Source organism: Gemmobacter megaterium, from assembly GCF_900156815.1.
GTDB classification, from domain to species: Bacteria; Pseudomonadota; Alphaproteobacteria; order Rhodobacterales; family Rhodobacteraceae; genus Wagnerdoeblera; species Wagnerdoeblera megaterium.
The window spans coordinates 119,414-135,501 of record NZ_FTOT01000002.1 but is presented as its reverse complement, the minus strand read 5'-3'; the positions used below and the strand labels follow the sequence as shown (position 1 = coordinate 135,501).

At 66.5% G+C, this 16,088-nt stretch carries 16 protein-coding genes; 11 read left to right on the top strand and 5 right to left on the bottom strand.

Annotated features, from left to right (window positions below; translation table 11 throughout):
- Window positions 1–55: 55 nt before the first annotated feature.
- Complete coding sequence (locus tag BW970_RS05110; RefSeq protein WP_076529348.1) at window positions 56–1,798, bottom strand: DNA polymerase III subunit gamma/tau; 1,743 nt, start codon at window positions 1,796–1,798, stop codon at window positions 56–58.
- A 69-nt stretch (window positions 1,799–1,867) separates the two neighbouring features.
- Complete coding sequence (locus BW970_RS05105) at window positions 1,868–3,010, bottom strand: PLP-dependent cysteine synthase family protein (protein WP_076529347.1); 1,143 nt, start codon at window positions 3,008–3,010, stop codon at window positions 1,868–1,870.
- 102 nt (window positions 3,011–3,112) lie between these two features.
- Here BW970_RS05105 and BW970_RS05100 point away from each other — a divergent pair, with 102 nt between their 5' ends.
- The 11 genes from BW970_RS05100 to BW970_RS05050 all read left to right on the top strand — a co-directional run bounded on the left by BW970_RS05100 (window position 3,113) and on the right by BW970_RS05050 (window position 13,994).
- Window positions 3,113–3,574, top strand: coding sequence for an Lrp/AsnC family transcriptional regulator (locus BW970_RS05100; protein WP_076529346.1), 462 nt, complete (start codon window positions 3,113–3,115; stop codon window positions 3,572–3,574).
- 207 nt (window positions 3,575–3,781) lie between these two features.
- Window positions 3,782–4,243, top strand: coding sequence for a hypothetical protein (locus BW970_RS05095; protein ID WP_076530127.1), 462 nt, complete (start codon window positions 3,782–3,784; stop codon window positions 4,241–4,243).
- Window positions 4,240–4,821, top strand: coding sequence for a peroxidase-related enzyme (locus BW970_RS05090; RefSeq protein ID WP_076529345.1), 582 nt, complete (start codon window positions 4,240–4,242; stop codon window positions 4,819–4,821). Before BW970_RS05095 ends, BW970_RS05090 begins: the two co-directional genes overlap by 4 nt.
- 20 nt (window positions 4,822–4,841) lie before the next feature.
- Entirely contained in the window at window positions 4,842–5,804 is a 963-nt protein-coding gene (locus BW970_RS05085; protein ID WP_076529344.1) for a LysR family transcriptional regulator, read from the top strand.
- The gene (locus BW970_RS05080; protein WP_076529343.1) at window positions 5,801–7,246 is read left to right on the top strand and encodes an FAD-dependent oxidoreductase; all 1,446 of its coding nucleotides are present in this window, start codon (window positions 5,801–5,803) and stop codon (window positions 7,244–7,246) included. Before BW970_RS05085 ends, BW970_RS05080 begins: the two co-directional genes overlap by 4 nt.
- The gene (locus tag BW970_RS05075; RefSeq protein WP_308469320.1) at window positions 7,243–8,226 is read left to right on the top strand and encodes an ABC transporter permease; all 984 of its coding nucleotides are present in this window, start codon (window positions 7,243–7,245) and stop codon (window positions 8,224–8,226) included. Before BW970_RS05080 ends, BW970_RS05075 begins: the two co-directional genes overlap by 4 nt.
- Complete coding sequence (locus BW970_RS05070) at window positions 8,223–9,125, top strand: ABC transporter permease (protein WP_076529342.1); 903 nt, start codon at window positions 8,223–8,225, stop codon at window positions 9,123–9,125. Before BW970_RS05075 ends, BW970_RS05070 begins: the two co-directional genes overlap by 4 nt.
- A complete protein-coding gene (locus tag BW970_RS05065) occupies window positions 9,122–10,117 on the top strand; it encodes an ABC transporter ATP-binding protein (RefSeq protein WP_076529341.1) in 996 nt (331 codons plus the stop codon). The genes BW970_RS05070 and BW970_RS05065 overlap by 4 nt, the downstream gene beginning before the upstream one ends.
- Window positions 10,114–11,127 (top strand): ABC transporter ATP-binding protein, encoded by a 1,014-nt coding sequence (locus BW970_RS05060; RefSeq protein WP_076529340.1) that lies wholly within the window; start codon window positions 10,114–10,116, stop codon window positions 11,125–11,127. Before BW970_RS05065 ends, BW970_RS05060 begins: the two co-directional genes overlap by 4 nt.
- On the top strand, window positions 11,127–12,686 hold the full coding sequence (locus tag BW970_RS05055; RefSeq protein WP_076529339.1) for an ABC transporter substrate-binding protein: 1,560 nt from the start codon (window positions 11,127–11,129) through the stop codon (window positions 12,684–12,686). Before BW970_RS05060 ends, BW970_RS05055 begins: the two co-directional genes overlap by 1 nt.
- 6 nt (window positions 12,687–12,692) lie before the next feature.
- The gene (locus BW970_RS05050; RefSeq protein WP_076529338.1) at window positions 12,693–13,994 is read left to right on the top strand and encodes an acyl-CoA thioesterase/bile acid-CoA:amino acid N-acyltransferase family protein; all 1,302 of its coding nucleotides are present in this window, start codon (window positions 12,693–12,695) and stop codon (window positions 13,992–13,994) included.
- On the opposite strand, the gene BW970_RS21225 is transcribed toward BW970_RS05050, so the two are convergent.
- The 3 genes from BW970_RS21225 to BW970_RS05035 are packed head-to-tail and all read right to left on the bottom strand — an operon-like array spanning window position 13,991 to window position 16,085.
- Window positions 13,991–14,587, bottom strand: a complete 597-nt coding sequence (locus BW970_RS21225; RefSeq protein ID WP_076529337.1) for a DedA family protein — start codon at window positions 14,585–14,587, stop codon at window positions 13,991–13,993. The genes BW970_RS05050 and BW970_RS21225 overlap by 4 nt on opposite strands.
- 2 nt (window positions 14,588–14,589) lie before the next feature.
- The gene (locus BW970_RS05040; RefSeq protein WP_076529336.1) at window positions 14,590–14,904 is read right to left on the bottom strand and encodes a hypothetical protein; all 315 of its coding nucleotides are present in this window, start codon (window positions 14,902–14,904) and stop codon (window positions 14,590–14,592) included.
- A complete protein-coding gene (locus tag BW970_RS05035) occupies window positions 14,901–16,085 on the bottom strand; it encodes a vWA domain-containing protein (RefSeq protein ID WP_076529335.1) in 1,185 nt (394 codons plus the stop codon). Before BW970_RS05035 ends, BW970_RS05040 begins: the two co-directional genes overlap by 4 nt.
- Window positions 16,086–16,088: the final 3 nt, after the last annotated feature.

Here is a 16,088-nt window from a genome sequence, read left to right as displayed (position 1 = left end):
CAGATACGGGGCGCAGGCCCCCGGAACAAGGGGCGAAGAACAAGGGGCGAACGGGTCAGTCCTGTTCAAAGGGATCCCATTCATCCTCGACCTCGGGCAGCGCCTCGACGGCGGCCTGTTCGGCCAGTGCCGCGGCAGAGCGTATTTCGGTGATGCGCGCGCCGGGAAAGGCGGCCAGAACCGCCTGCACCAGCGGATTGGTCTGTTCGGCTTCGGCCTTGGCGGCGGTGAAATCGGCGTCTTTTTCCTCGGCCAGCGTCGATCCGCCGCCGGTGCCGACAACCGAAATGCCCCAGCGTTGCCCTGTCCACAGTTGCAGACGCTGGGCCAGCCGGGCCGCAAGGTCGGGGGCGGCCTGCGGCGTGGGTTCGAATTCGATCCGGCCCGGACCAAAGCGCACCGGGCGGATATGGCTTTCGACCTCGACCAGCAGTTTCAGGTCGCGCTTTTCGCGGATCAGATCGGCCAGTGCCGCCATGGTGGTGGGCAGCACGCCGGGCGCCTGCGCCAGCGCGACAGCGGCGCCGCTGGCCTGGGTCACGCTGCGCTGCGGGGCAGAGTGCGCGGCCATCGCCCGTGGCGCGCCACCGCCACCGCCGGCCGGCGCCATCGCCCCGGCAATCCCGCCTGGCTGATCGCGCAAGGCGGCCAATTCGCGCATCAGGCTGCCGGGATCGGGCAGATCGGCCACATGGGTCAGGCGGATGACGGCCATTTCCGCGGCCATCATGGCATTGGGGGCCAGGGCGACCTCCTCCAGCGCCTTCAGTAGCATCTGCCACATGCGGGTCAGCGCCCGCATCGGCAGGCGGCCCGCCAGATCCAACCCGCGCGCGCGTTCGTCGGGGGGGACGGTCGGGTCTTCGGCAGCTTCGGGCGTGACTTGCAGCACCGAAAGCCAATGGGTGATCTCTGCCAGATCGCGCAGCACGGCCATGGGGTCGGCGCCATCGGCATATTGGGTGCCCAGCTCGTTCAGCGCGCCCGCCGCATCGCCGCGCATGATCGCCTCGAACAGATCCAGCACGCGGCCCCGGTCGGCCAGCCCCAGCATGGCGCGCACCTGATCGGCGCCGGTTTCGCCCGCGCCATGGGAAATCGCCTGATCCAGCAGCGAGGTGGCATCGCGGGCCGAGCCTTCGGCCGCGCGGGTGATCAGCGACAGCGCCGCATCGGTGATCTGTGCACCCTCGGCCCCGGCGATCTTGCGCAGCAGGGCGATCATCACCTCGGGCTCGATCCGACGCAGGTCGAACCGCTGGCAGCGCGACAGCACCGTCACCGGAACCTTGCGGATTTCCGTGGTGGCGAAGATGAATTTCACATGCGGCGGCGGTTCTTCCAGCGTCTTGAGCAGCGCGTTGAACGCACTGGTCGAGAGCATGTGAACCTCGTCGATGATATACACCTTGTAGCGGGCCGAAGCCGCGCGATAGTGAACGGAGTCAATAATTTCACGGATATCGCCCACGCCGGTCCGGCTGGCGGCGTCCATTTCCATCACATCGACATGGCGTCCCTCGATGATCGCGCGGCAATGTTCGCACACCCCGCAAGGTTCGGTCGTCGGGCCGCCCGCGCCATCGGGGCCGATGCAGTTCAGCCCCTTGGCGATGATGCGGGCGGTGGTCGTCTTGCCGGTGCCCCGGATGCCGGTCATGATGAACGCCTGCGCAATCCGCCCTGCCGCGAACGCATTCTTGAGCGTGCGCACCATGGCGTCCTGGCCGACCAGATCGGTAAAGGTCTCGGGCCGGTATTTGCGGGCCAGAACCTGGTAGCGGGGGGTCTCGGTCATCGGGCCTTCCGGGATTCGTGCAGGGCGAACCCTAGGGCCAAGGGCGCCGCCGGTCCAGCCCGCGATGGATCAGACCAGACCCTGGGAGCCAAAGGGCAGGCGCCACTCTCCGGTTTCGACAAACTCATGGAGGGCGGCGACATGCGGGGCGATGTCGATGCCCTGCGCCTCCAGCCAGGTGTCATCGTAATAGGTGTCGCTATAGCGCGCGCCGCTGTCACAGATGATCGAAACCAGCGAGCCGCTGCGCCCCGACTGCATCATGTCGGCGGCAATGCAGCACAGGCCAAGGAAATTCGTGCCGGTCGAAGGGCCGACCCGGCGAAAGATCATGTCCGACAGCACCCGCGCCGCCGCGATCGAGGCGGCGTCAGGCAGCCGGATCATGTGATCGACCACCGTTGGCAGGAACGAAGGTTCCACTCGTGGCCGTCCGATCCCTTCGATCCGCGATCCGGTGGGCTTGGTGACACAGCGGTCGCCGGTCTGGTAGCAGTCGTAAAAGGCGGAGTTTTCCACATCCACCACGCATAGCTGCGTCTCAAGGTTGCGATACCGGATATAGCGGCCCAGCGTGGCCGAGGTGCCGCCGGTACCCGCGCTCATGACCACCCAGTCGGGAACCGGATGCAGTTCCTGTTCCATCTGGGTAAAGATGCTTTCGGCGATGTTGTTGTTGCCGCGCCAGTCGGTTGCCCGTTCGGCATAGGTGAACTGGTCCAGATAATGCCCGCCGGTCTGGGCGGCGATGGCCTCTGCCGCGTCATAGACCTCGCAGGCGCGGTCAACGAAATGGCAGCGCCCGCCAAAGCGTTCGATCTCTGCCACCTTCTGGCGCGAAGTGCCGCGCGTCATCACCGCCACAAAGGGCAGGCCCAGCAACCGGGCGAAATACGCCTCGGAAACAGCGGTAGACCCGGACGACGCCTCGACCAGCGTGGTTTCTGGCCCGATGAAGCCGTTGCAGATGCCGTAAAGCACAAGGGACCGCGCAAGCCGGTGTTTCAGGCTGCCGGTCGGATGGGTGCTTTCATCCTTGAGATAGACGTCGATGCCGCGCAGGCCGGAAAACACCGGCTTGACCAGATGCGTATCGGCCGAGCGTCGGGCATCGCCTTGCAGCAGTGCAATGCTGCGCCGGGCCCAGGCGCGGTTGGCGCAATCGGGGGCAGGCAGGCTGGTGGCGGGGCGGGGCTGGCGGTGCAGGGTCATGTTGCGTCTCCGGGCATGGATCAACGCTAGCACTTTCCCGTTCAACGATTTTCCCATAATTTACCACATGAGCGCAGCCATGATGCAAGGTTTGATCGAAATATGACCCACAAAATAGATCAGATAGACCGCCGCATTCTTCACGCCCTGCAACGAGACTCGTCCCGGTCGCAACGGGATCTGGCCGAGGAGGTGGGGCTGTCGCAAAACGCATTGTGGCGGCGGCTCAAGGCGCTGGAGACGGCAGAGGTGATCCAGGGCTATACCGCCCGTGTCGCCCCCGAGGCGGTGGGCGCGGCCCTGGCGGTGTTTGTGATGCTGCGCACGCGGCGCCATTCCACCGATTGGCTGCGACAGTTCCGGCTGCATGTCGAGACCATCCCCGAGGTGGTCGGATTCTACCGCATCAGCGGGGATTACGACTATCTGCTCAAGATCATGGCCAGCGACATGGCGGCCTATGATGGCGTCTATCAGCGACTGATCCGCATGGAGGGGCTGGAGACGGTCACATCCTTTTTCGCAATGGAATCGATTTTCGACGCGCGCCCGCTGCCGCTCTGACCTTGGGGGCAGGGCGCGGGGTAAAACATTCGTCATTGGCACAGAGTTTTGGCACAGGCGTTCGCCCCGGCCTCGCAGGGGCGGACGCCTGTTTCTTTTTTGGGCACCGATGCAGGAAAAGGTAGACATAAAATGAATGATAGATCCAACTTGATGCAGAAGATGAATGATTCGGCCGAGATTCGGCTTTCTGTGGGGAGAGGCGCGATGACCGCACAGCCAGTTCATGACGACGGATTCGGCCTGTTGCCGACCGCCCGCAGCGACATTGCCGAGATGAGCCGCAAGGCCCGCCAGTCGGTGCTGGCCCCGGCACAGCCCGGTGCCTGGCCGGTGGAGTGGCGCCATGCGGTGGCGGCGCGGATCTGCCGCCAGCACGCAGCGACCGGGCTGGCAGAGGGCTATCTGGCCCAGGTGGACGACCCGGCCCTGCGGCCCTTGGGCGATCCGGCCAACAGCGGGCGCGATGCGGTGGAACAGACCGTTCTTGGCTTTGTCGATCGCGTGGCCACCCGCCCGCGCGACATTCTGGCCGCGGATATCGCGGCGCTGCAAGCCGCAGGCGTTGCCGATGCCGATGTGGTGCGCCTGTGCGAGATGGCGGCCTTTCTGGCCTATCAATGCCGCGTTGCGCGGGGGCTGTCGCTGATCAAGGGGGCCGGGGCATGAGCCGCATCATCCACAAATTCACCCGCGTCGTTCCCGGCTGGCAACCGCGCGTGACGCCCGTCCGGCTGGACGAGGCAACGCCCGAACAGTTGCAGGCGCTGAAGGTCACGCCGTCGAACACCAAGGTTTCCGATTATGTGCTGGTGCTGGCGCATGATGCCGAAAGCCTGGATGCCCGCTCGCCGCTGTTCAACGCGGTGATGTATGGCCGCGACGGGCTGGACCGCGCCGGGCGCGAGATCGGCGCCATCGGCGCCTCTATCGTCAACCGCTGCATCTACTGCGCGGCGGTCCATGCCCAGCGTCACGCGCAGTTGAGCAAGGATCCCGGTGTGACCGACGAGATCTTTCGCGCCGGTCCTGCGGCGCGGCTGGGTGCCCGCGATCAGGCGATGTTCGATTTCGCGGTCAAGCTGTCGCAGACCCCGCCCGAGGTGGGGGCAGACGAGGTCGCGGCGCTGCGGGCGGCGGGGCTGGATGATCTGGAAATTGCCGATCTGGTGCTGGCCTCGGCGATGTTCGGCTGGGCGAACCGGCTGATGCATGTGCTGGGCGATCCCGTCCGGGCCGAGGACTGAATGGCAGGCGGGGGCGCATCATGCGGAATCTGAAGGCGCTGGAGGCGTATCTGGTGGTCGCCACGCTGGGCAGCGTCACGGCGGCGGCGCGGCATCTGAATACCTCGCAGCCTTCGGTCAGCCGGATGATCCAGGATCTGGAACGCGAACTGGATCAGCCGCTGTTCGAACGGGTGGGCCAGCGGCTGGTGCTGACCCGCGTGGGCATGTTGCTGCGCGATGATGTGGAACGCGCGCTGTCCTCTGTGGCCGATGTGATGGTGCGCGCCCGCTCGTTGGGGGAAAGCCCGCAAAAGCCGCTGCGCGTGGCGGCGGTGTCGTCGCTGGCCTTTGGCCTGCTGCCCCATGCCTGCCAGCGGCTGGATCCCGAAACCCGCGGCGAAATGGTCATTGAAACGACCAGCCCCGAACGGGTGCGCAGCGAGGTCTGCGAAGGCAATGCCGATATCGGCGCCAGCAGCCTGCCGCTGGAACATCGCGATCTGACGATCCGGTGGATGGGCGCGGCGCCCTGTGTGCTGGCGGTGCGCGAGGATGATCCCCTGGCGCAACAGACCGGGCCGGTCGCGCTGGCGGCGTTGCGCCAGCGGACGATGGTTGGTCTTGGCAACCCCCGTGGCCTGCCCAGCCGCATCCGCCGCGCGCTGGCGCAGGCGGGGGTGGCCCGCGCCAGCATCCAGACCAATTCGACCATGAACGTGCTGGCCTTTGTGCGGGCGGGCTGCGGGATCAGCGTGATCGAACCGCTGTCCTCTGCGGGAACGCCGGTGCCCGATGTGCGGCTTTTGCCGCTGGAGACCTCGATTCCCTATCATGTCGGCGTCGTCACGCCCAACCCCGGCCAGCCCTGCGACCGCAGCGCCGCCCTGATCGCCGCCTTGCAGGCCGAGGCCGAGGCCCGCGTGCCCGGTTTTGTCACCAGCCCGCCCGAAGCGCATCACGAGATCGTTGCCCGCATGGCCCTTTTGGAGGAAACCCCATGACCGCCACCCCCAACTCGCTGGCCGAGTTGAACGCCTGCGTTGCGCGCGATCTGGCCTGCCTGACGCTGCCTGCCGCCCGATGGGTGCCCGATGTGGTCCACGAGGGCGAAACCCTGCTGGATGTGGCCGTGATCGGCGGGGGCATGGCCGGGCTGACCGTGACGGCGGTGCTGGGCCATATGGGGCTGCGCGTGACCGCCTTTGACGAACGCCCCAAGGGATACGAGGGGCCATGGGCCACGACGGCACGGATGGAAACGCTGCGGTCGCCCAAAACCCTCACCGGGCCGGCGCTGGGCATTCCGTCGCTGACCTTCCGCGCCTGGTTCGAGGCGCAGTTCGGCGCCGCCGAATGGGAGCGGCTGGACAAGATCCCGCGCCTGCAATGGATGGACTATCTGCGCTGGTACCGCGAGGTTCTGGGGCTGGATCTGCGCAACGATCACCGCGTGACCGACATCCGCCCGATGGCCGATCATGTCGAGTTGGAGATGATCGGCCCCGAAGGCCGCCTGCTGCGCCGCGCGCGCCGTGTGGTGGTGGCGACCGGGCGCGACGGTCTGGGCGGGCCATCGCTGCCGCCCCTGGTGGCGGCGTTGCCGCGCGAGGTCTGGGCGCATTCGTCGGACCGCAACGATTATGCGGCGCTGCACGGCAAGCGCGTGGCGGTGATCGGCGCCGGGGCCTCGGCCATGGACAGCGCGGGCACGGCGCTGGAGGCAGGGGCGGCGCGGGTTGATCTGTTGATCCGCCGTGCGGATATTCCGCGCGTCAACCGTGGCATGGCGATGGGCAATCCCGGCTCTGTCTACGGAATGCGCGATCTGGCCGATGACTGGAAATGGCGCATCCAGACCTCGCTGGCCGAGGCGCAGGTGCCGCCGCCGCGCCTGAGCGTGTTGCGGGTCTCGCGTCACGAGACGGCACATTTCCACCTCGGCTGCGCCGTGACCGGCGCCCGGATGGAGGGGGCAGAGGTGGTGCTGGACACGACCAAAGGCCCCTATCGGGTGGATTTCGTGGTCTTTGCCACCGGGTTCAAGGTGGACTGGGCCGCACGCCCGTTTCTGGCCCGCATCGCCCGCGATGCCCGGCTGTGGCGCGACCGGATCCAGCCTGTGCCAGAGGCGGATCCGGCGGGGCTGTTGGGATTGCCCGATCTGGGCCCCGCGTTCGAATTCCAGCCGCGTCCGGGGGCCGAGGCGGCCGGGATCGGGCAGGTGCATTGCTTCTGCTATCCGGCGGTCATGTCGCAAGGCAACATCTCGGGCGATATTCCCGCCATCTCCGAAGGCGCGCGGCGGCTGGCCCGTGGCATTGCCGGATCGCTCTGGCGCGAGGACATCGACCATCACTATCGCCGGATGATGGAGCACAGCATCCCCGAAGTGTTCGGTGACGAATGGACCCCGGCCCCTCATCCGCAGGAGGTGACGGCATGACCATGGGCGTCTGGCTTCTGCGCCGGATCCTTCAGGCGGTGCTGGTCGTGCTGGCCATGTCGGTCATCGTCTTTGTCGGCATGCATTTCGTCGGCAGCCCGGTCGATGTGCTGCTGTCGCAGGAAAGCACGCTGGAAGACCGCGAACGGCTGATCCGCGACCTTGGCCTGGACCAGCCGATATGGGTGCAGTATTTCCGCTTTCTCGTCAGTGCGTTGCAAGGCGAGATGGGGCGCAGCTTCGTCTATAACACCCCTGCGGTGACGCTGATCCTGCAACGCTTGCCCGCCACGCTGGAACTGGCCTTTGCCGCGTTGACCATTGCCGTGGTGATCGGCGTTCCGCTGGGCCTGTTCGCCGGGTTGAAGCCGAACAACCCGCTGGCGCGGTTGATCACCACCGGGTCCATTCTGGGATTTTCGCTGCCCACCTTCTGGGTCGGCCTGCTGCTGATCATGGTGTTCAGCGTGCAGATGGGCCTGTTGCCTGCCAGCGGACGGGGCGAGACGGTGCGGGTTCTGGGCGCGGAATGGTCATTCCTGACATGGGACGGGATACGCCACCTTGTGTTGCCTGCGATCAACCTGTCGCTGTTCAAGGTCTCGATGGTCATCCGCCTGACCCGGTCCGGCGTGCGCGAGGTGGTGGCGCTGGATTACGTCAAGTTCGCCCGCGCCAAGGGCCTGTCGCCCATGCGCATCGTGCGGATGCATATCCTGCGCAACACCATGATCCCGCTGGTCACGGTGCTGGGGCTGGAACTGGGATCAACCATCGCCTTTGCCGTCGTGACCGAGAGCATCTTTGCCTGGCCCGGTGCGGGCAAGCTGATCCTGGACAGCATCAATGCGCTCGATCGGCCTGTGGTGGTCGCCTATCTGCTGGTGATCGTCATGCTGTTCGTCACGATCAACCTGATCGTCGATATCCTTTACCGCGTGCTTGATCCGCGGGTCCGTATCGGGGGGGCGCCGCAATGACGCTGACGACGACCGAAGCCCCGCCGCAATCGCCGCTGGCCGACAAGCTGCGTGCCTATTTCCGCTCGCCGTTGGCCGTTCTGGGGCTGGTGATGGCGCTGGGGTTCGTGGTTCTGGCGGTGTTTGCGCCATGGATCGCGCCGCAGAATCCCTATGATCTGATGCAGATCGACGTGATGGATGCGCGCCTGCCACCGGGATCCGACAATTTCGCCGGTGACATGATCTATGCGCTGGGGACGGACGGGCAGGGGCGCGATCTGTTTTCGGCCATCCTGTATGGTCTGCGCACCAGCCTGACGGTGGGCATCGGTTCTGCCGTGATCGCGGGGGCGGTCGGCACGCTGCTGGGCCTGATTGCGGCCTATGCGGGCGGGTCGGTCGATGCGCTGCTGATGCGGATCGTGGATCTGGTCATGGCGCTGCCCTCGATCCTGGTCGCGCTGCTGATGCTGGCCGCCTTTGGCCGGGGTGTCGGCAATGTGGTGCTGGTGCTGGTGCTGATGGAATGGGCCTATTACGCCCGTTCCGCCCGTGGCCAGGCGCTGGTCGAGAGCCAGCGCGATTATGTCGAGGCGGCGCGCGGGCTGGGGTTGGGCGCGGGGCGCATCCTGATCCGCCATATCCTGCCCAACTGCCTGCCGCCGCTGATCGTGATCGGCACGCTTCAGATTGCCCGCGCGATCACGCTGGAGGCGACGCTGAGCTTTCTGGGGCTGGGCGTTCCGGTGACGCAGCCCTCGCTGGGCCTGCTGGTGTCGAACGGGTTCCAGTACATGCTGTCGGGCGATTACTGGATCAGCTTCTTTCCCGGCCTGACGCTGCTGTTCGCCATCGTTTCCATCAACCTGATCGCCGACCGTCTGCGCGAGGTGTTCGACCCGAGGGCCCTGACATGAGCGCGCCGCTGCTGGAGGTTCGCAACCTGTGCACCCGGTTCCGTCAGGGCGGGCGCGAGTTGCGGGCGGTCGAGGATGTGTCCTTTACCCTGTCCGCAGGCAAGACGCTGGGGCTGGTCGGGGAATCGGGGTCCGGCAAGTCGGTGACGGGGTTTTCCATCATGGGGTTGATCGACCCGCCGGGGCGCATCCATGCCGGGCAGATCCTGTACAAGGGGCAGGATCTGGCCAGGTTGTCGCGCCGCCAGATGCGCCAGTTGCAGGGCAACCGCATCGCCATGGTGTTCCAGGACCCGATGATGACGCTGAACCCGGTGCTGCGCATCGGTGTCCAGATGATCGAGGCGATCCAGGCGCATGAGCGGGTGGATACCGCGACCGCCCGCGCCCGTGCCCGTGATGCGCTGGCCGCGACGGGCATTCCCAGCCCCGAAAGTCGGCTGGATGCCTATCCGCACCAGTTGTCGGGCGGAATGCGCCAGCGGGTGGCGATTGCCATTGCCATGCTGAACCGTCCCGACGTGATCATTGCGGACGAGCCGACCACCGCGCTGGATGTGTCGATCCAGGCGCAGATCCTTGTCGAGGTGCAGGAACTGGTGCGCCAGACCGGCATGGCGATGATCTGGATCACGCATGACCTGTCGGTGGTGGCGGGCATCGCGGATGAAATCGCGGTGATGTATGCGGGCCGGATTGTCGAGATCGGGCCGGTCGATCCGGTGCTGGATGCGCCGCGCCATCCCTATACCGCCGGGCTGATCGCCAGCTTACCGGGGCAGGCGCCGCATGGCGCGCGGTTGCAGCAGATCCCCGGAACGGCGCCGAACATGTATGCCCCGCCGCCCGGCTGCGCCTTTGCCCCGCGCTGTGCCCATGCAACGGCCGATTGCCAGCGCCAGCCCACGCTGGGCCCCGCCATGCCGCAGCGGGTGCGCTGTTTCCATCCGCTGTCCGGCCCGGCCTCGGCCATCGAGGAGACCTTGCCATGAGTGCTGCCGATCAACCCGTTCTCGACCTGCGCGGGGTGTCGAAACGCTTTGGCGAACAAAAACGCTCGGTCGCGGTGCGGCTGGGTCTGATACCGCAAAAGCCGGTGGTCCATGCGCTGGACGGGGTCGATCTGACCATCGCGCCCGGCGAGGTTGTCGGGCTGGTGGGCGAATCCGGGTCGGGCAAGTCGACGCTGGGCCGGATCGCGGCGGGGCTGATGACACCCAGTGACGGCACGGTGCGCGTCTATGGCCGCGATGCGGCGCGCGACAAGGCGGTGCACCGCGATGTGCAGATGATCTTTCAGGATCCGCAGGCCAGTCTGAACCCGCGCCTGCGTGTGGATCAGGCGGTGGGCGAGGCGCCGCTGGTCCATGGCATGACCGACAAGGCCGGATTTGACAGCTATGTCAGCGCGCAACTGGCGCGGGTGGGGCTGGATCCGGCGGTGCGGTCACGCTTTCCGCATCAGTTTTCCGGCGGGCAGCGTCAGCGTATCAACATTGCCCGCGCGCTGGCGCTGGCCCCGCGTTTTCTGGTCTGCGACGAATCCATCGCGGCGCTGGATGTGTCGATCCAGGCGCAGATTCTGAACCTTTTCATGGATCTGCGCGATGAACTTAATCTGACCTATCTGTTCATCAGCCATGATCTGCGGGCGGTGCAGCACATCTGCGACCGCGTGGTCATCATGTATCTGGGCCGCATCGTCGAGGATATTCCGGCGCTGCAATTCTCTGGCGCGGCCAATCATCCCTATACCCGCGCCCTGCTGGGCGAGTTGCCCGACCTGAACCAGCGCCGCAAGACCTGGGTGACGATCAAGGGCGAGATCCCCAGCCCCATCGACCCGCCCAAGGGCTGCCATTTTCATCCGCGCTGTCCCCATGCCTTCGATCGCTGCCGCGTCGAACGCCCGGCACTGGCGCAGATCGGTGCAGGGCATCGCAGCGCCTGCCATCTGAACGACATCAACGACCAATCAACACGCCAACAAGGGAGCCTTTGATGAAACATCTTGCCATCTCGACGGCGCTGGCCGCCGCGCTGATCGCCTCGGCCGCATCGGCGCAGGACTTGCGCTTTGGCTATACGGATCCGATCTCGTCGCTTGATCCACAGTTGAACAACCATGCCGGGGATCATAACGCGGGACAGATGTTCTGGGCCGCGCTGACCCCCAAGGATACCGGCGGCCTGGTGCCTTGGCTGGCCGAAAGCTGGACCCTGATCGACCCCCAGACCTGGGAGTTCAAGATCCGCGACACCGCCAACTGGACCGATGGCACGCCGGTGACGGCGGACGACATCGCCTTCAGCTATGAGCGTGTGCGCGACGTGCCCGGTTCGGTGGCGAGCTTCCGCGGCTTCGTGCGCACGGTCGAGTCGGTCGAGGCCAAGGATCCCAAGACCGTCATCATCCGCACGAACGTGCCCAACCCGCTGCTGCCGACCAACCTGTCCACGGTTTACGTTGTCAGCAAGCATGTCGGGGCCACTGCAACGACCGAGGATTACAACAGCGGCAAGGCCATGGTCAGCCAGGGGCCCTACAAGCTGGAAAGCTATGTGCCCGGCGATCGCGTGGTGATGACGCGCAACGAGGATTTCTGGGGCGACAAGCCGGAATGGCAGCGCGTGACCTTCCGCTATATCGCCAATCCGGCGGCCCGGACGGCGGCCTTGCTGGCAGGCGATGTGGATGTGATCGACAAGGTCTCGCTGTCGGATCTGCAATCGTTGCGCGACAACGATGCCGTGACGGTGCACGACTATCCGGGCCTGCGGGCGCTGCTGTTGCAACCCAGCTTCAACCCGGAACCCAGCGAATTCATCACCGACAAGTCCGGCAAGCCGCTGGAGGTGAACCCCTTGCTGGATCAGCGGGTGCGCGAGGCGCTGAACATTGCCATCAACCGCGACCTGATCGCCGACCGCGTGTTGCGGGGCGGCGCCACGGTGGCCAGCCAGTGGATGCCCGAAGGCACCTTCGGATATGATCCCGAGACCGGCCCCATCGCCTTTGATCCCGACCGGGCCAAGGCGCTGCTGGCCGAGGCCGGCTATCCCGACGGCTTCAAGCTGACCATGCATGTGCCGGGGGAACGCTATCCGATGGCCCCGGAGGCCGCGCAGGCCATCGCCCAGTTCTGGACCCGCGTGGGCGTGGAAACCCAGGTCGAGGTTGTCCCCTTCTCGGTCTATTCGGGGCGGGCGAATGCCAATGAATATGCCATGGCGACGATTGCCTGGGGCAATGGCACGGGCGAAGGCACCTATGCCATGACCACGATCCTTGGCACGGTCAGTAAGGAAAAGGGCCTGGGCGCATCGAACTGGGGCCGCTACAGCTCTGCCGAGCATGACCGGCTGCTGGAGGCCGCGACCTCGGAATTCGACGATGCCAAACGCGAGGCGATCATCCGCGATGCCGTCAAGGTGGTGAGCGCCGAGGTCGGGATCATCCCGCTGTTCCACTACAAGAACATCTGGGCCAGCCGCCCTGGCCTGAAAGTGGTTCCCTGGACCTCGGACCGTTCGGTGCCGATGCAGGTTAGTTCGGAGTAACGGCGCATGACCAACCTGTCGCTGCGCGTCGATCCGGTCGACGCCCTGATCGACGTGCCGCGGCGGATCACCGTATCCGGCGCAAAGCCGGGGGCGCTGGTGACGATCGGGACGGAAACGTCCCGGTCGGGCCACCCCTGGCTCAGCCGGGCGGTGTTCCGGGCCGATGCGGTGGGAGCGGTGGATTTGGGCCGCGATGCGCCGGTGGGCGGCGATTATGCGGGGGTCTCGGACATGGGGCTGATCTGGTCGCAGGTCAGTCCGACCGGCGGGGCCAGGGACCATGCGCAATTCAACGCCTCGACCGCAGAGCCGCTGGTGACGCGGCTGACGGTGTCGGCCGACGGTGCAGAGGCGCGGGCCGACCTGGTGCAGCGCCTGCTGGCGCCGGGCGTGGTGCGCGAAGAGATCTCCGAAGGCGGGATCGTCGGCGTGCTGTATCGCCCGCCGGGCGCGGGGCCGTTCCCTGCGGTGATGTTCCTCAACGGATCGAACGGCGGGGTGAACGAGCCGCGGGCCGCGCTGATGGCGGCCAAGGGCTATCATGCCATGACGCTGGCCTATTTCGGCTATGCGGGGGTGCAGCGCCATATCTCCAACACGCGGCTTGAGTATTTTGCCGACGCGCTGGACTGGCTGCGCGCCAGGGTGCAGCCCAAGGATGGCTTTGTCGCTGTCAGCGGTCAGTCGCGCGGGGGCGAACTGGCGTTGCTGCTGGGCGCGACCTATCCCGACAAGGTGTCGGCGGTGGCCGGCTGGGTGCCAAGTGCCTTTGTGCATGGCGGGCAGGCGGCGGCGGATCCGGCGCATGGGCGCGACGGGCCGTCGTGGCTGCTGAACGATGTGCCGCTGGTGCATATCTGGAATGACAATCGCGCGGCCAGTTGGGCACCCTATGACGAGGGGGCGCCGCCGCGGCGCAACAGCAAGGCGATGGTCACGGCGCTGGGCGATCCGCAGGCCTGCGCGCGCGCCCGGATCCCGGTGGAACGCATCCGGGGGCCGGTGCTGCTGATTTCGGGCGGGGATGACGGGGCTTGGCCGTCGGATCTATATGCGCTGATGGTTCAGGCCAGCCTGACAGCGGCGGGGCATCCGCATCCGGTGGTCTGGAAGAACTGGCCCGAGGCGGGCCATTCCATCCTGTTCCCCCATGTGCCGACGACGCGGATTTCGTCGGTTCATCCCGTGTCGGGGGTGCTGACAACCAACGGGGGCACTGCCGCCGCCAATGCCGAGGCGAACCTGGGGGCCTGGGCGGCGATGCAGGCGTGGTTGGCGCAGGCGACGGGCCGCGAGACGGATTAGGGGCGGCCGCGGCGTTTGCGCCAGACTGCGCGCGCCAGCAGCGCCGCGACCACCGCCGCGGCGGCGAAGCCCGACAGATCCGCCACCAGCCCGCCCAGCCGGTCCACCTGAGAGGCAAAGACCCAGCCAAGCCCGACATAGAGCGCGACCCATGTCGTCTCGCCAGTCACCGAGGCAAGGGTGAAGGGCGCCCATTTCATGCCTGCCGCCCCGGCGGCCAGGTTGACCCATGGCCCGAGCGGGCTGAACAGCCAGCGCGACAGGTAGACGGTGGGCAGGGCGTGCCGGTTCAGCCGCGACTGGGCGCGGTCCAGCAGGCGGCGGCGCGCGGGCGTTGCCGCCATCCGCATCAGCAAGGGCGCCCCGGTGCGGCCCAGCCACCAGCCGATCTGGTCGCCCGCGACGGCCCCTGCCAGCGCGGCTGCGGCGATTTCGTCGGCGTCCAGATCGCCGGTTGCGGCAAAGGCGCCGCCGATCAGCATCGCCAGCGAGGCCGGGACCGGCAGCGCGACGCAGGAGGCAAAGGTGATCGCGCCGATCAGGCCGGGGCCATAGACCGGAACCATGGCCATCAGGTCGTCAGACAGCGCCATGGTCAGTCGTCCCCCCGCAGGGATTCGACCTGGTCGATCAAGGTGCGCAGCGGAATGCCGCGCCGGGCGGCAATACGTTCCAGGGGCTCGCCTCTTGCGCCATGCGGATCCACCCCCAGCGTTTCAGCCAGCCGGTCCGGCGGCAGATCATAGACCTGTACCAGATAGCGCGGTGTCATCCAGCCTTCGACGGGGCGGGCGGGATCCGGGCCCCAGCCTGCCAGGATCAGCAGCGCCCGTGTGAGAAACATCGCCGCGACGACCGCCGCCAGCACAGCCCCTGTCAGAAGCAGGTGGCGGCGCCTGCGCGGTGTCACCGGCCCAGATCCTTGATGCCGCGGGTCAGCCCGTCCAGCGTCATGGGAACCATGCGGTCCTCGAAGATCTGGCGGATCAGCCGGATGGATTGGGTATGGTCCCAGAACCGTTCCGGCGTGGGGTTGATCCACAGATTGCCCGGCCATTGCTGGCGCGCACGTTCCAGCCAGACCTGCCCGGCCTCGGGGTTCCAGTGTTCATTGGCGCCACCGGGATGCATCACCTCGTAGGGGGACATGGTGGCGTCGCCGACAAAGATGCATTTCCAGTCGGGGCCATAGGTGCGCAGCACCTCGGCGGTGGGGGTCTGGGCCTCCCACCGGCGGCGGTTGTCGCGCCAGACACCTTCGTACAGGCAGTTGTGAAAGTAGAAATATTCCAGATGCTTGAATTCGGCGCGGGCGGCAGAGAACAGTTCCTCGACCACCTTGATATGCGGATCCATGCTGCCGCCGACGTCAAAGAACATCAGCACCTTGACGGCGTTGCGCCGCTCGGGTCGGGTTTTCACATCCAGCCAGCCCTGTTCGGCGGTGGCGCGGATCGTGCCGTCGAGATCGAGTTCCTCATGCGCGCCGTCGCGGGCCCATTTGCGCAGCCGCTTCATGGCCACCTTGATGTTGCGCGTGCCCAGTTCGACCTGATCGTCGAGGTTGCGGAATTCGCGCTTGTCCCAGACCTTGACCGCGCGGCCGTGGCGCCCCTCTTTCTGGCCGATCCGCACGCCTTCGGGGTTGTAGCCATAGGCGCCAAAGGGCGAGGTGCCGGCCGTGCCGACCCATTTGTTGCCACCCTGATGGCGGCCCTGCTGTTCCTCCAGCCGCTGGCGCAGGGTTTCCATCAGCTTGTCAAAGCCGCCAAGCGCCTGGATTTCGGCCATTTCTTCGGGCGTCAGATGCTTTTCCGCCAGTTTTTCCAGCCATTCGGGCGGCAGGTCCAGCGCCTCGAGCACCTGTTGGACCGATACAGCCTCCAGCCCGGAAAAGGCGGCGGCGAAGGCGCGGTCGAAACGGTCGATGTGGCGCTCGTCCTTTACCATGGCGGTGCGGGCGAGATAGTAGAAGCCATCGACATCATAGGTGACAAGCCCTGCGCCGACACCTTCCAGAAAGGCCAGGTATTCCCGCAGCGAGACCGGAACCCCCTGGCGGCGCAGTGCATCGAAGAAGGGCAGGAACATGGC